Genomic DNA, 13,481 nt, shown 5'->3' with positions numbered 1-13,481 from the left:
CGGGCCCCCGTAATTCACCTGGACGTCACCGTGCGTTGAGAACGGCACACCGCGCCGTTACCCGGGGCCCGGAAGGGTCCTGGTCCATGACCGGACGGCGACGCCCCACCTTTCCCCGCCCCTTCCCGGGCGTCATCAGCGCGGCGGCGGCGGGGGCGGTGCTGCTGTCCGGCTGCGGCGTGCTCCCTGGGGCCTCGGGGGGGTCCAGGGAGCCCGTCACCGTGATGACCTGGGCGCCCGACCGGTCGGAGGACATCAACGCGGTGAAGATGTCCGGGGTGCCCGCCATGGCACAGACGTACGCCCGCTGGGTCAACGACACCGGCGGCATCGACGGGCGCGAGCTGAAGGTGGTCGTCTGCGACGAGGGCGACACCGCGCTCGGCGCCGAGCGGTGCGCGCGGGAGGCCGTCGAGAGGAAGGTGGCCGCCGTCGTCGGCTCGTACAGCCGCCACGGCCAGAGCTTCATGCCGGCGCTGGAGGCGGGCGGCGTCCCGTACATCGGCGGCTACGGCGCCTCCACCGAGGAGTTCAGCAGCTACCTCTCGTACCCCGTCAACGGTGGCCAGCCGGCGCTGCTGGCCGGGCACGGACAGCAGTTGAGCCGGAGCTGCGAGCGGGTCTCGCTGGTGCGGCCCGACTCGATCGGCGGCGACGGCATGCCGCCGCTCCTGAACAACGGGCTGATGGCCGCCGACCGGCCCGCCTCCACCGACATCCTGGCCCCGCTGGACGCCACGTCCTACGACGAGCAGGCCACGCAGGCGCTGGAACGGTCCGACGGCGGCTGTGTGACGGCGGTGCTCGGCGCCCGCACGGAGACGTTCTTCGACTCCTTCCGCCGCCTGGAGCCGGACGGCGAGCAGGTCAGGATCTCCTCCGTGCTGGGCAGCGTCAGCCAGCCGCTCATCGACCGCACGGGCGGCCCGAAGAGCCCCTTCGAGGGCGCCTACGTCACCGGCTGGTACCCGGACGCGAGGAACGCGCGCTGGAAGGAGATGCGCGAGGTGGTCGGCAAGTACGCCTTCGGGGACAACCGCATCGACCCGGACGACACCGCCGTGCAGACGACCTGGATCGCGTACACGGCGCTGCGGGCGGCCGTCCGGGCGATCGACGACGAGAAGGTCACACCGGGCCGGGTCGTGGCCGCCCTCAACCGGGGCGTCGAGGTCGACACCGGCGGCCTGACCCCGACGCTCCGCTGGCGCTTCGAGGACCTGGTGGGCACATTGAGCTACCCGCGCATCGTCAACACGAAGGTCACGTTCCAAGTAGTCCGCGAGGGCCGGCTCACCGCCCAGAAGAAGGGTTTCGTCGACGTCTCGGACGCCCTGACGGACGCCCCGCGCAGCTAGGACCTCTCGTTCGGGATCAGGTCGGGCCGGCCCGGGGCTCAGAGTTCGGTGACCCCGTGCTTGGTCAGGCCGTACTTCGCCGCGATCGCGTTCCAGAGCTTGGACGCCTCGCGCTTGGCCTGGGTGGCCACCCCGCTCTGCTGGTTGGCCTTGGCCGTCTCGCTCGTCGACCGGGCCTGACCGCCCTTGCAGACGTGCTTCTGCTTCTTGGCCTGCCGCGCCCAGGTCGCGTAGTGCTCGTCGGCCGCCGCCGAGGCCTTCCACGCCCGGTTCAGCGAGGCGGTCAGCTCCGCGTTCCGCGGGAGCTTGTCCACGGTCAGCCCGTCGAGCCGGGTCACCAGGTCGCGGCGCTGCTGGGCGGCGCCCTTGAGGTCGGCGTTGGCCCGGTCCAGGTCCTTGCAGGACTTGATCTTCTCGACCGCGCTGATCACCGCGGCCCGGCTGTTGTTGCTGTCGGCCAACAGCTTGTCCAGCGCCTCGGCCTGTGGCTTCGCCGGGTCGGGCGCGGCCTCGGCGGTGGGCTCCGTGGCCGGTGAACTCTGCGAGGCGACCGGCTGCTTGTCGTCCTCACCGGGATCGTTGCCGCCACTCAGCAGTGCGCCCGCGCCGAGTCCGATGACGGCGCAGCCCACGACGACCGCGGCGATCAGCGGAACATGCGCGGACCGCCGACGCGGGGCATCGCCGCTCGGCCGCGGGGCCGGCCCGTCCTGCTCCGCGCGGCCCTGGAAGTCCTGGAGGCCGGACTGGTAGCCCCCGGGCGCCTGCGGCGGCAACTGGCCGCCCTGGGGCCCCCGCTGTGGCTGCTGGGGCGGCTGGGCTTGCGGGGGCTGATAGCCCTGCTGCTGGTACGGGGGCGGGGGCTGCTGCCCCGCGTCGAACTGCGGCATCTGCTGCGTGGCGCCCGCGGGTTCCTCGGAACGGAACAGGTTGTCGAACTCCGCGGGCGGCTGCCGGTCCCCCGGCGCGCCCGGCCTGATCCCGTACGGGGCCCCTCCGGGCACCGGGGGTATGTACTGGGTCGCGTCGGCGTCCCCGCCGCCCTGTGGCGGCCCCACCGGGCCGGGACCGCCCGGGACGGGCGCGATGTACTGCGTGGCGTCGGCGTCCCCGCCGCCCTGCGGGGGCCCCACCGGGCCGGGACCGCCCGGAACCGGCGCGATGTACTGCGTGGCGTCCGCGTCCCCGCCGGGAACACCCTGAGCGCCCTGCCCTGCCTCCGGCGGCAGCGGCTGCGCGTACGGCCCGCCCTGGGGCGCCTGAGGCTGCTGGGGCGGCTGAGGCTGCTGTTGCTGCTGGTGCTGTTGCTGCTGGGGGTACTGCGGCGGGTACGCGCCGGGCTGCTGCTGCGGCAGCTGCTGGTACGCGCCCGGCTGCTGAGGCTGCTGATAGGCCCCGGGCTGCTGGTACGTCTCCGGGCCCGGCGCCTGATGCGCGGGCGGCAGGGGCTGCGCGGGCGGGTAGCCGTATCCCCCGTCCGGCTGCTGCTGCGGTCCCGGCGGCCCCCACTGCCCGCCCCACGGCTGACCGCTCGCGGGCACCGCCTGCTCGCCCTGCTGCCCGCCCTGCCCGGCCCCGGACGCCCCGGGGGTCCAGGGGGCTCCGCCGTCGGCAGGCAGCACGACACCCTCGTGCGCGGGTCGTGCGGCGGGGAGCTCGTGCTCGCCGCCCTGTCCGCTCTGCGTCACCAGGACTCCTACGTGTGAACCTACGGAACCGTCGGCTCACGCTATCGGGTGGTCACCCGCCTCCGCCAAGCGCGTGGTGCCCCTCACGACCCCTTCACAGGCCCGGTAACACCCCGCCGCCCCGCGACGCTGTTAACGGCCGGACCGTCACGAACACGGCCCGGACCGCATCGGCGACCTCGTGCCCTCAAGCCGCCTGGAGCTCCAGCCGCTCGCCGAACTCCCTTACCGCGGGCTCCTCGCCGTAGGGCGTGAGCCGCTGCTGGAGGTCGTCGAGATACTCGGCGCCCCGGCTGGAGCGCACCGTCGACAGCAGCTCCATCGCCCGGGTGCCCGTGTGACACGCCCGCTCCACCTCCCGCTGCTGCACCTGGGCCGAGGCCAGCAGCACCAGCGCGATGCCCCGCCGCCTGGCCCGGGTCTCCGGCAGCGCGGCCAGCGCCTCCTTCGCCCGCCGGGCCGCCTGCTCCGGCTGCCCCAGGTCCCGGTGGCAGTGGGCCAGTTCGTCCGCGAGATAGCCCGCGTCGAAGTGCGCGATCCAGACCGGGTCGTCGCCCGACTCCGGGCTCGCCTGCTCCAGCGCGGCGACCGCATGCCCCGACACCGCGTGGCAGGTCCTGGCGTCCCCGAGCAGCGCGTGCCCCCGGGCCTCCGCCGCGTAGAACATCGCCCGGGCGCGGGGCGTGACGTGCCCCCGGGCCCCTTCCTGCGCCGCGCGGGCCAGTTGGGCGATCTCGCGGGGGTTGCCGAGCTGGGCGGCGAGATGGCTCATCGACGCGGCGAGCACATAGCCGCCGTACGCCCGGTCGCCCGCCGCCTGCGCGAGCCGCAGCGCCTGGATGTAGTAGCGCTGGGCGAGGCCGGGCTGGCCGGTGTCGACCGCCATGTAGCCGCCGAGCTCGGCGAGCCGGGCCACCGCGCCGAACAACTGCCGCCCCACCTGTTCGCGGTACGCCCCCGAAAGCAGGCCGGAGACCACGCTGTTGAGGTAGTGCACGAGCACCGGCCGCACATGGCCGCTGCCGAAGCGGTGGTCGAGGTCGGTCAGCGCGGCGGTCATCGCCCGCACCGCCTCGACGTCGGACATCCCGACCCGGGCCCCGGCCGTCCGCTCGACCTGGGCGTCCGGGCCCGAGATCAGCCAGTCCCGGCTGGGCTCGACCAGCGCGGACGCGGCGACCGCCGACCCGGTGAGCAGATCGCGGCGGCCCACGTCGCTGCGCCACAGCTCGCAGACCTGCTCGACGGCCCCGGCGACGGTCGGCGCGTACTGGAGGCCGACGCCGGAGGCCAGGTTCTTGCCGTTGGCCATGCCGATCTCGTCGATCGTGACCGTACGGCCGAGCTTGCGGCCGAGCGCCTCGGCGATGATCCCCGGGGCCCGGCCCCGGGGCTGCTGTCCCCGCAGCCAACGGGCCACGGAGGTCTTGTCGTAGCGCAGGTCGAGACCCCGCTCGGCCCCGACCATGTTCACGCGGCGCGCGAGGCCCGCGTTGGAACAGGCGGCTTCCTGGATGAGCGTCTGGAGCCGTTCGTTGGGCTGGCGGGCTACGAGAGGCCTTGCAGCCATATGTCCCCCTGAAACATCGGTTATGTGCAGTGATCGGTGGAAGGGATCACTGCCCGTCACATACTCAAGAAATGCGCATATTCCATCGGCATTCGGTACGGCCATGGCGCGTTGCACCGTCACCGAGGTCGGGAAGCGGCCCCGGCTGCGGTCCTGGAGGTGGTTACCCGCACTTCGGTGCGACGCCGCACGCGCGCCCCCGGCCGTGCACCGATGCGCCCCGCGTGCGGGGGCAGTGCGCCGGGCCCCGGCTCAGGGGAGGCCGTAACCCCAGGTGACGGCGGGAGTTGTGCCGGGCGTGGAAGAGCCCATCGGAGTCACGGAAGCCGCACAGGTCCCTCAGCAGCGGGGCGAGCATCTGCTCGACGCCGCGGTGCGGTATGCGGAAGAGCGTCATTGGGACGTGTTTCCCGGCGCCTGGCTGGAGGCGGTGGGCGGCGGGGAGCGGTGTTCGTGCGGCGACGCCGGCTGCGCCCTGCCGGGCGCCCACGCGGACCGGCCCGACTGGGCGGGCCGGGCGACCGGCAGCGGGGCCGCCGCCCGGCGCATGTGGAGCAGGCAGCCCCGCGCCTCGGTCCTGCTGCCGACCGGCCGGACCTTCGACGCGCTGGAGGTCCCGGAGTCCGCGGGATTCCTGGCGCTGGCCCGGATGGAGCGGATGGACCTGACGCTGGGCCCGGTCATCCGCACCCCCGACCGCCGGATGCTGTTCCTCGTGCTGCCGGGCGCCGCCGCCAAGAGCTCCGAGCTGGTGCGCGGGCTCGGCTGGAACGCCGAGGCGATCGACCTGACCGGCCGCGGCGAGGGCCACTACGTCGCCGCTCCGCCCACCCGGGTCGGCGCCCGGGGGGCCGTGCAGTGGGCCCGGAAGCCCACCCGTGCCAACCGCTGGCTGCCCGATGTGGACGAGCTGATCAGCCCCCTGGCGTACGCCTGCGCACGGGAGGCGGCCGACGCCCGTACGCGCGTTCCGTAGAGCGCCCGGACGGCTTCTCCCGGGGCCCCGGTCAGGCCTTTCGTAGGGTGGTCCCCATCTATGGGGATATCGAAAGGCTGTGCCATGCCGGACCGGGCAGATGCACGTACGAAGACAGGCGTGGAGACCGACGCGGGGACAGGCGTGGAGCCAGCCGCGACGGCGGGCGGTGCCCAGGAGGCGCGGCCCGCCGTCCGCGTGCAAGGGCTGTGGAAGCGGTTCGGGGATCAGGTCGCCGTCGCGGGGATCGATCTGGAGCTGCCCGCGGGGAAGTTCGTCGGCCTGGTGGGGCCCAACGGGGCGGGCAAGACGACGACGCTCTCGATGGTCACCGGGCTGCTGCGGCCCGACATGGGGAAGATCGAGGTCGCGGGCCACGACGTGTGGACGGATCCGGTCGAGGTGAAGTCCCGGATCGGGGTGCTGCCGGAGGGGCTGCGGCTGTTCGAGCGGCTCTCGGGCCGTGAACTGCTGGCCTATAACGGGAGGTTGCGCGGCCTGTCGGGGGACGAGGTGGACAAGCGGGCCACCCAGCTGCTGGACGTGCTGGATCTCGCCGGCTCGCAGCACAAGCTGGTCGTGGACTACTCGACCGGCATGCGGAAGAAGATCGGGCTCGCGGCGGCGCTGCTCCACAACCCCGAAGTGCTCTTCCTGGACGAACCGTTCGAGGGCGTCGACCCGGTCTCGGCGCAGACCATCCGGGGGGTGCTGGAGCGCTACACCCGGTCCGGGGCGACCGTGGTCTTCTCCAGCCATGTGATGGAGCTGGTCGAGTCGCTGTGCGACTGGGTCGCCGTGATGGCCGCGGGCCGGATCAAGGCGCGGGGCACGCTGGCCGAGGTGCGCGGCGACGCCCCCTCGTTGCAGCACGCCTTCCTCGAACTGGTCGGAGCGGGCGGCCGGGACGCCGGCGACTCCCTCGACTGGCTGGGCGGCTCCCGATGAGCGTGCTGGACGCCCCGGTCGCCTCGGCCGCCCCCGCGGCGCCGACGACGGGCCTGACCCCGATCTTCGTCCGTCTCAAGCTGACGCTGCTGCGCAACGGACTGCGGCAGTCCTCCGGGCGCAGGGCGGCGTTCATCACCTCCCTGGTCTTCACGCTGCTGCTCGCCGCGGGGCAGGTGCTCGGCCTGGTGCTGCTGCGCGGCAACGAGCACGCGGGCACCGTCGTGGTGCTGCTGACCGGTGTCGTGGCGCTCGGCTGGGCGGTGCTGCCGCTGTTCTTCCCCAGCGGTGACGACACCCTCGACCCGACCCGGCTGGTGATGCTGCCGCTGCGGCCGGAGCCGCTGATCCGGGCCCTGCTGGTGTCCTCGATGATCGGCATCGGCCCGCTGTTCACCCTGTGCCTGGTGGCCGGTTCGGTCATCGCGTCGGCGCACGGGGCGGCGGGCGCGGTGTTCGCCGTGCTCGCGGTCCCGCTGACGATGCTGCTCTGCGTGGCGCTGTCCCGGGCGGTGGCCACGGCCAACGTCCGGCTGCTGAACTCCCGCAAGGGCCGCGACCTCGCGGTGCTCAGCGGGCTGGTGATCGCGGTGGGCATCCAGTTCGTCAACTTCGGCGCGCAGCGGCTCGGCCAGGCCGGCGGGCTGTCCACGCTGGAACCGGCGGCCGACGTGGTCCGCTGGCTGCCCGGCGCCTCCGCCGTGGCGTCGGTGGACGCGGCCTCGGACGGCGCGTACGGGGTCGCGGTCGCCCAGCTCCTGATCACGGTGGCGGCCGTGGCGGCGTTGATGTGGATGTGGCGGCGGACTCTGGTGAGGCTGATGACCTCGCCGGACGGTTCGACCCTGGCGGCGGCCGAGCCGGCCCGTGCGGAGTCCGGCCGGGGCGGTCTGTCGGCGCTGCTGCCGGAGGGCCGCACCGCGACGGTGATGCAGCGCGGCCTGCGGTACGTGGCCCGGGACCCGAAGACCAAGGCGGCCTGGGTGACGGCGCTGGCGGTCGGGGCGATCGTGCCGCTGCTCAACGCGGTCCAGGGCACCGGCTCGGTCTACTTCGCGTGCTTCGCGGCCGGGATGCTCGGCATGCAGATGTACAACCAGTTCGGCCAGGACACCTCGGCCTTCTGGATGGTGGCGCTGACGATCTCCTCGCCCCGGGACGCGTACGTCGAACTGCGGGCGCGGGCACTGGTCCTGCTGCTGCTCACCCTGCCGTTCACGTTGATCGTCTGCGCGGTGACGGCGGCGGTGATCGGTGACTGGCAGGCGCTGCCGGGGGCGCTCGGCCTGTCGTTCGCGCTGCTGGGCTCGATGCTGGCGACGGGCGCGGTGGCCTCGGCGCTGTTCCCGTACTCGATTCCGCAGGAGGGCGCGTTCAAGAACGTGGTGCCGGGGCAGGGCGGTCTGGCCTGGATCTCGATCCTCGGCGGCATGGTGGCCGCCGCGCTGCTGGCCGCGCCGGTGATCGTGCCGACCGTCTGGATGCACGTCACGGACCGCCACGACGCGCTGTGGCTCCTGGTGCCGGGCGGGCTCGCGTACGGGGCGCTCGTCGGGTGGGCGGGGCTGCGGATCGCCGCGCGGCGCACGGCGGCCCGGCTGCCGGAGATCCTGGCGGCGGTGAGCAAGGGCTGAGGGCCGGGGGCTGCCCCGGCCGGTCAGGTCCGCCGGGCCGGCCGGTTCCGGTCCGCCGGAGCTACGAGGAGACCGGGTTCGCGGTCGTCCCGGTTGTCCTCAGCTGTTCCAGGAAGGGTTCGACCGCGGCCCGCCAGCCCTCCGGCTGGTCGTAGTGGACGAGGTGGCCCGCGTCCGCCACTTCCGCGTACTGGCCGCGGGGCAGGACCCGGACCATCTCCTGGGCCTCGGCGCGGCCCAGCTCCCCGTCGAGGCCGCGCAGCACCAGCGCGGGGCACCGGACCTGCGCCAGCTCCTCCCAGTGGGCGTCGAGGACCCAGGTGGCGCGGGTGCGGAGCATCTGGTGGCGGGAGAAGACGGGGCGCCAGCCGTCTTCCCGCTCGGCCATCACCTCCGCGTAGAACTCGCCGCGCGAGGGGTTCGGCCGCTCCACCCAGGGATCGTCCTCGCCGAACCACTTCCGCACGTCGGCGAGGGTGGCGAAGGGCAGCGGCCAGGAGTCGAACCAGTCGCTCCACTCGCGCTGGGAGGCCGCCCCGAGGGCGGAGGCCCGCATGTCGCAGACGACGAGGGCGCGGACGAGGTCGGGGCGCTTGGCGGCGAGCTGCCAGCCCGTGAGCGCTCCCATGGCGTGGCCGACGACGGTGACGGGGCCGAGCCCGAGCTGTTCGATCGCGGCCTCGGCGTCGGAGACGTAGGCGTCGCGCGTGTACGGGCCGTCGGCGGGCTTGTCGCTGCGGCCGTGGCCCCGCTGGTCGAGGCCGACCGCGCGGTGCCGTTCGGCCAGCCAGCGGGCGGTCGGGGCCCAGTGCGAGGCCCGGCCCATCAGCCCGTGGAGCAGTAAGACTCCGGGCGCGGTGTCCGCTTCCGCGCGTCCCTTGGGCGGATCGGCGAACTCCCATGCCGCGAGGCGTACGCCGTCGGTTCCGGTCACATCGATGCGCCGCACCATAGTCCTGGCACCCCCTTCTGGTCCTCGATCACCGTGTCGTCGCGCCCCGCCAGGCTATCGAACTCTTATTCGAAAATGAGGTTCCACCACCGAAGACCCCACGTTCGAGTGACACTCGTCAAGGATTGATGCCGACGAGCCTGGGGAGATCTTCAGCGGGAGGCGGGCCGCTCGGGGACAGGGGCCCGCGGGAACTGACCTTGAGAGCTCGGGGCTCCGGGTCAGCACAGGGGAGGGACGGCCCCGGCGCCTTCGGACGCCGGGGCCGCCCCCCGTGCGGGCACCGCGCCCGACACTCTCGGCAACGACGGCAGACCGCCGCGCGAACCGCCCCGCATCTGCCGGGATCAGGGCATTCCTCAGGGCGTCGAGAAGCGCGCCGGGCACCGTGCGGTGCACGTGGTGGTACGACGGGCGCATTCCCTGCTCCCTCCCCGACCGTGCCGGCCGGAGCCGACCGACACCCTCAGGTCCTCTGCCTGGCCTCAGCCTGGCATGTGACGCGTCCGGCCGCTGCCATTCCGGACGGAAATCGGCGAGCGCAGATCACGGTTGTGTTGCCGGTGGCCGACGCACGGCCGGCCACCGGGCCGATACCGGGCGACGAACGCGTCAGCACCGGACGGCAGCCGGGTCAGCGCTTGGCGACGAAGACGTGCGAGGCGACGTCGGAGTCGAGCTCGGCCGCCTCCCCGCTGGAGCCGACCAGCACCCCGCCGGGCGACTCCGTCACGCTGACGACGGACCCGGGCTGCACCCCGGCCCTGCGCAGCGTGTACATCAGCTGGGCGTCGGTCTGGATCGGCTCCCCGATCCGGCGCACGACCACGGTCTTGCCCTCCGTGCCCGGGTCGAGCTCGGCCAGGCTCACCATGGAGTCGTCCAGGAACGGATCGGCCCCGGCCTTCTCGCCCAGCTCCTCCAGGCCCGGGATGGGATTCCCGTACGGCGACTCCGTCGGGTGACGCAGCAGCTCCAGCACCCGCCGCTCCACCGCCTCGCTCATCACGTGCTCCCAGCGACAGGCCTCGGCGTGGACCTGCTCCCACTCCAGGCCGATGACGTCCACGAGCAGACACTCGGCGAGCCGGTGCTTGCGCATGACGCGGGTGGCGAGGCGGCGGCCCTCCTCGGTCAGCTCCAGATGGCGGTCCCCCGCGACCTGGACGAGTCCGTCGCGCTCCATGCGGGCCACCGTCTGGCTGACGGTCGGACCGCTCTGGTCCAGCCGTTCGGCGATGCGGGCGCGCATGGGGACCACGCCTTCCTCTTCCAGTTCGAGGATGGTGCGGAGATACATCTCCGTGGTGTCGATCAGTCCGGACATACGTGCCCCTCGATGCTGTGACTAGAAAACGTCGTGCGATGGCCCTGCACCAATTCTGACGCATAGCACCGACAACCGTGCCGCCCCGGTGGAAGACGGGGGAAGTGCGTGCGGCCGGGGTCGCAAGGCGCTATTGACAGTCCACTGGTCCAGACCGCAACGTGATCGGCGGCACCGGCATTCCCGCACCGCGCCATCCCCCGTCGAAAGGGCTCCTCCGATGAGCGAAAGCAAGCTGGCCGGTCAGTTCTTCGATGCGGCGATCGGCCTGCTGACGCGGGTGCGGGACGAGGAGGCGGACAGCATCGCCGCCGCCGGCACGGCCGTCGCGGACACCGTCGAGTCCGGCGGCAGGCTCTTCGCCTTCGGCGCGGGCCACTCCTCGCTGGCCGCCCAGGACGTCGTCTACCGCGCGGGCGGCCTGGCGCTGATGAACCTGCTCACCGTGCCCGGCGTGGTCGGTGTGGACGTCATGCCCGCCACGCTCGGCTCGGCGCTGGAGCGGGTCGACGGGCTCGCCTCGGCCGTCCTCGACTCCAGCCCCGCCACCGCCGGGGACCTTCTGGTGATCGTCTCGCTGTCCGGGCGCAACGCCCTGCCGGTCGAGATGGCGCAGAACGCCCGCGCCCTCGGCCTGAAGGTCATCGGCCTCACCTCGGTCGCGTACGCGGAGAGCACCCGCTCCCGGCACGCCTCGGGCGGCTTCCTGCGCGACCACTGCGACATCGTCCTGGACAGCAAGATCGCGATCGGCGACGCGGAGCTGACGGTCCCCGGCGTCGACGCCCCCTTCGCCCCCGCCTCCACCGTGGTGACCAGCGCGATCATGCAGGCGATGCTGGCCGCCGCCGTCGAGCAGCTGGTGGCCCGGGGCGTCGAGCCGCCGATGCTGCGCTCGGGCAACGTCGACGGCGGCCACGAGTGGAACGGCCGGGTCATGACGGAGTACCGGGACCGGATCTTCTACCGCCACTGAGCGCCCGGACCGGCCGCCGGAAGCCGCTTGCCGCTTGCCGCTTGCCGCTTGCCGCTTGCCGGAAGCAGGTGGACGGGGAGCCGGGCCGCATTCCGGTGAGCCGGACGCGGGGCCCGGCGGAGCAGCGGCTGCGGGGCCGGGGAGCTGGAGCGGAGCGGCGTCCGCACGGTACGGGGGCGCGGGCCGGCGCGGGTGGACGCGGCGGATCCGCCCGTGCCGCTGCCCGGCCCCGCCCCGTGCCCCTGCCGGGCTCGCCGGGTGGTCGAGCGGGACCGGCGGTGCGGCGCCTGCCGGAAGCGCGCGGCGAGAGCCCGCCTATGTCCCCGCCGTCACCCGGGCCAGGTCGACGGCTCCCGCGACCCGGGCCGCCACCGTCTCCGCGTACGCCGCGTCCGGGCGCTCGAAGGCGGCCCGGTTCGCCGCGCGCAGGAACGTCAGCGCGCCCACCGTCCGCCCCCGGCTCCGGAGCACGGTGCACAGGGCGTGGGCCGCGTCCCCCGGCCAGCGGCGCTCGGTCGCCCAGGCCGGTCCTCCTCCCGAGGCCCCGGCGCCCGCGCTCGTACGGACCGAGCCGGTGCGCTCGACGGCCTGGAGGGCCGGGTGCCCGGGGCCGTAGCGGACGGGGATCGAGCCGCCCGCGACGGGCAGACACGGGCCGGGCCCGTCCGAGGGGGTCCCCGCGGTACGCACCAGGCGCCCGCCCGCCGTCGGATCGCCCGCCACCAGGTCGACCAGGACATGGTCGGCGAACCCGGCGAGCGCGAAGTCCAGCAGGGTGGTCGCCGCCTCCATCGGGTCCTCGCACTCGGAGGCCGTACGGGCGGCCCGGTGCAGCTGGCTCGCCCGGAACCGCAGCCGGTCGGCCTCCTGCTCCGCGAGCTTCGCGGCGGTGACGTCCCGGAACAGCCACCCCACCCCGAGCGGGACCGGTTCCTCCGTCAGCGGTGAGGCCAGCCGCAGGAACCCGCTGCGCCAGCACCGGCGCCGTTCGCCCTCCGCGGTCCGCAGGGTCACCCACAGCTCGGCCGGGGCGGTCGGGGCGCCCTCGGCGAGCACATGGTGCAGGGCCGCCTCCAGCTCCTCGGCGCCCTGGACCACCAGTTCGCCGAGCGGACGGCCGAGGAGAGCGGCGCGGCCCCCGCCGAGCGCACGGGCCGCGTACGCGTTGACGACCGTCGGACGCAGGTCGACATCGAGGAGGACCACGCCCCAGGACACGTCCTCCAGCAGTGCCTCGCTCAGCGCGATGGCCCGCTCCAGGTCGATCCGGGCGTGCACCTCGCTGAACGCGCAGTAGACCCCGGCCGGCCTCCCGTCCGCGCCGCGCACACCGGCGGACTGGGTCCGCACCAGCACCCGGCCGCCGTCCTTGCGCAGCAGCGCGAACTCGTGCACCTGCCGCCCCGGCGCGTCCATGGCCGACATCAGCCGCGCCCGCACCTCGTCCGCGTCGGCCCTGCGCACCGCCCAGCCCGCGAAGCCGGCACGTCCCACGGCCTCCTGCGCCGTCCAGCCCAGAACGCGTTCGGCCTCGCGGTTCCAGTGGGTGACCGTGCCGGCCGCGTCGAACGCGCAGAGCGCGGCGTCCATGCCGTCGAGCAACGCCGCCAGCAGTTCGGACCCGGGAGGCTCGCCGGGGACCCCGTCCTCGCCGGCCGGGCTCCCGGGGTCCGCGGAGCACCCGGGGGGCCCGCCGCCGGGATCCTCGTCCGGTCCGAGCTCGTCCGTGGTCCCGCTGCTGCTGAAAGCACCCACTCCGCACCCCCGCAGAACGTGTCGGCCGTTCTCCCACGCGTCGCCGCGTGTATTGCTGCACGTCAGACCATTCAACTCGAACGTGACCCAGCGCACATCGACTTCGCCGAAATCCTTTCTCCCCACCGGCGGACTTCCGGTCGCTTCCCATCGCTTTCACGCCACACCGCGGACGCGGCCGGACCTCGTCGAGCCCTCCGGCATGAGGAGTTCACCGGCAGCACGGCGGTGCGTGGCGGAGACGTCACACGGAGTGCACCGGCCCCGCCCATCCTTGGGTCGCCTTCGCCCTCCTCC

General features: G+C 73.8%; 10 protein-coding genes. 5 read left to right on the top strand and 5 right to left on the bottom strand.

Annotated features, from left to right (window positions below; translation table 11 throughout):
* Positions 1–86: 86 nt before the first annotated feature.
* The gene (locus tag ACH4RG_RS04475; protein WP_398539099.1) at positions 87–1,358 is read left to right on the top strand and encodes an ABC transporter substrate-binding protein; all 1,272 of its coding nucleotides are present in this window, start codon (positions 87–89) and stop codon (positions 1,356–1,358) included.
* Positions 1,359–1,396: 38 nt separating this feature from the next.
* On the opposite strand, the gene ACH4RG_RS04470 is transcribed toward ACH4RG_RS04475, so the two are convergent.
* Entirely contained in the window at positions 1,397–3,046 is a 1,650-nt protein-coding gene (locus tag ACH4RG_RS04470) for a hypothetical protein (RefSeq protein ID WP_398539098.1), read from the bottom strand.
* 187 nt (positions 3,047–3,233) lie between these two features.
* Positions 3,234–4,616 carry a transcriptional regulator gene (locus ACH4RG_RS04465; protein WP_397919553.1) on the bottom strand — a complete coding sequence of 461 codons (1,383 nt, stop codon included), beginning with the start codon at positions 4,614–4,616 and terminating at the stop codon, positions 3,234–3,236.
* Positions 4,617–4,914: 298 nt separating this feature from the next.
* Between ACH4RG_RS04465 and ACH4RG_RS04460 the strand changes: the two genes are divergently transcribed.
* The 3 genes from ACH4RG_RS04460 to ACH4RG_RS04450 all read left to right on the top strand — a co-directional run bounded on the left by ACH4RG_RS04460 (position 4,915) and on the right by ACH4RG_RS04450 (position 8,174).
* Positions 4,915–5,592, top strand: coding sequence for a bifunctional DNA primase/polymerase (locus ACH4RG_RS04460; protein WP_397919552.1), 678 nt, complete (start codon positions 4,915–4,917; stop codon positions 5,590–5,592).
* Positions 5,593–5,676: 84 nt separating this feature from the next.
* Positions 5,677–6,540, top strand: a complete 864-nt coding sequence (locus ACH4RG_RS04455) for an ABC transporter ATP-binding protein (RefSeq protein WP_397919551.1) — start codon at positions 5,677–5,679, stop codon at positions 6,538–6,540.
* Positions 6,537–8,174: a transporter gene (locus ACH4RG_RS04450; RefSeq protein WP_397919549.1), complete on the top strand. Its 1,638-nt coding sequence runs from the start codon at positions 6,537–6,539 to the stop codon at positions 8,172–8,174. Before ACH4RG_RS04455 ends, ACH4RG_RS04450 begins: the two co-directional genes overlap by 4 nt.
* A 61-nt stretch (positions 8,175–8,235) precedes the next feature.
* Here ACH4RG_RS04450 and ACH4RG_RS04445 read toward each other — a convergent pair whose 3' ends face one another.
* Together ACH4RG_RS04445 and ACH4RG_RS04440 are read right to left on the bottom strand one after the other, a co-directional pair.
* Complete coding sequence (locus ACH4RG_RS04445; RefSeq protein ID WP_397919547.1) at positions 8,236–9,108, bottom strand: alpha/beta fold hydrolase; 873 nt, start codon at positions 9,106–9,108, stop codon at positions 8,236–8,238.
* 652 nt (positions 9,109–9,760) lie between these two features.
* The gene (locus tag ACH4RG_RS04440; RefSeq protein ID WP_397919546.1) at positions 9,761–10,453 is read right to left on the bottom strand and encodes a metal-dependent transcriptional regulator; all 693 of its coding nucleotides are present in this window, start codon (positions 10,451–10,453) and stop codon (positions 9,761–9,763) included.
* 220 nt (positions 10,454–10,673) lie between these two features.
* On the opposite strand from ACH4RG_RS04440, the gene ACH4RG_RS04435 reads away from it, so the two are divergent.
* Positions 10,674–11,429, top strand: a complete 756-nt coding sequence (locus ACH4RG_RS04435; RefSeq protein WP_397927636.1) for an SIS domain-containing protein — start codon at positions 10,674–10,676, stop codon at positions 11,427–11,429.
* A gap of 315 nt (positions 11,430–11,744) precedes the next feature.
* Here the strand turns inward: ACH4RG_RS04435 and ACH4RG_RS04430 are convergent, their stop codons facing one another.
* On the bottom strand, positions 11,745–13,184 hold the full coding sequence (locus ACH4RG_RS04430) for a PAS domain-containing protein (RefSeq protein WP_397927635.1): 1,440 nt from the start codon (positions 13,182–13,184) through the stop codon (positions 11,745–11,747).
* Positions 13,185–13,481 lie beyond the last annotated feature (297 nt).

Origin of the sequence: Streptomyces sp. NPDC021019, assembly GCF_044333295.1 — a bacterium.
In the GTDB taxonomy this organism is placed as follows: domain Bacteria; phylum Actinomycetota; class Actinomycetes; order Streptomycetales; family Streptomycetaceae; genus Streptomyces.
Note: the sequence above shows the minus strand (reverse complement) of the source record. Positions and strands in the feature narration are given on the sequence as shown.

Coding starts and splice junctions, on each gene's coding strand:
- ACH4RG_RS04475 (WP_398539099.1), top strand. CDS start 87: ATGACCGGACGGCGACGCCCCACCTTTCCCCGCCCCTTCCCGGGCGTC.
- ACH4RG_RS04465 (WP_397919553.1), bottom strand. CDS start 4,616: ATGGCTGCAAGGCCTCTCGTAGCCCGCCAGCCCAACGAACGGCTCCAG.
- ACH4RG_RS04455 (WP_397919551.1), top strand. CDS start 5,677: ATGCCGGACCGGGCAGATGCACGTACGAAGACAGGCGTGGAGACCGAC.
- ACH4RG_RS04450 (WP_397919549.1), top strand. CDS start 6,537: ATGAGCGTGCTGGACGCCCCGGTCGCCTCGGCCGCCCCCGCGGCGCCG.
- ACH4RG_RS04440 (WP_397919546.1), bottom strand. CDS start 10,453: ATGTCCGGACTGATCGACACCACGGAGATGTATCTCCGCACCATCCTC.
- ACH4RG_RS04435 (WP_397927636.1), top strand. CDS start 10,674: ATGAGCGAAAGCAAGCTGGCCGGTCAGTTCTTCGATGCGGCGATCGGC.